Origin of the sequence: Pseudomonas brassicacearum, assembly GCF_003732265.1 — a bacterium.
Taxonomy (GTDB): Bacteria; Pseudomonadota; Gammaproteobacteria; order Pseudomonadales; family Pseudomonadaceae; genus Aquipseudomonas; species Aquipseudomonas brassicacearum_D.
The window spans coordinates 1-599 of record NZ_MOBK01000403.1 but is presented as its reverse complement, the minus strand read 5'-3'; the positions used below and the strand labels follow the sequence as shown (position 1 = coordinate 599).

At 61.4% G+C, this 599-nt stretch carries 1 protein-coding gene and 1 pseudogene; both read right to left on the bottom strand.

Features of this window, described 5'->3' with window-relative positions; genetic code table 11:
• Positions 1-80 (bottom strand): annotated as a pseudogene (locus BK660_RS31945) (SDR family NAD(P)-dependent oxidoreductase); the annotation flags it as partial.
• A 61-nt stretch (positions 81-141) separates the two neighbouring features.
• The coding region (locus BK660_RS31940) for a DUF805 domain-containing protein (RefSeq protein ID WP_148057548.1) at positions 142-599 on the bottom strand (458 nt) is incomplete at its 5' end.

The window sequence follows — 599 nt, the reverse complement described above, 5'->3', positions numbered from 1 at the left end:
CGGCCACGCCGGGCCAGTGCCTCGGCCATCGCCAGGCCAATGCCGCTGGAAGCGCCGGTGATCAGTGCGTAACGGGTCATGCAATTCTCCATCGCAACAGCTCCGCGCCGGCGACGCGGGTGTCACGGCGGGGAGCGCTGTTCATTCTTTCGCAGAGTCTACAGGGGCCTGCGCCGCTTCGGCTGCCTCGTCGGCGGAATCCGCAGGCGCTTCGACCTCTACTTCGACTTCATCAGTGGTCACCGAGCCACTTTCGTAGCTGCTTTCTAGATTGCTTTCATATTCCTGCTGGATGGCCGAGATCCCGCCAAGCATGCCGCCGGCGAACACCAGCGCGAAGAACACGATCCACAGGGAGCACAGCACTTTCACGGCAGTGCTGTTGGGCGGTGGGGGAGGGCCGTAACGGTTGGCGCCGGTATTGCCCGGCACGACCATGATCACCAGCGGAAAGAAACTGCCCACGAATGGCACCAGGTTCAGTAGCCAGAGCCAGCCCGACCAACCGATGTCGTGCAGGCGCTGAATGCTGAACAGGATGCTGACAATCAGGAAAGCGATAAACAGGAAGAACGCAAAGATCCCGCCGATGATCAGAC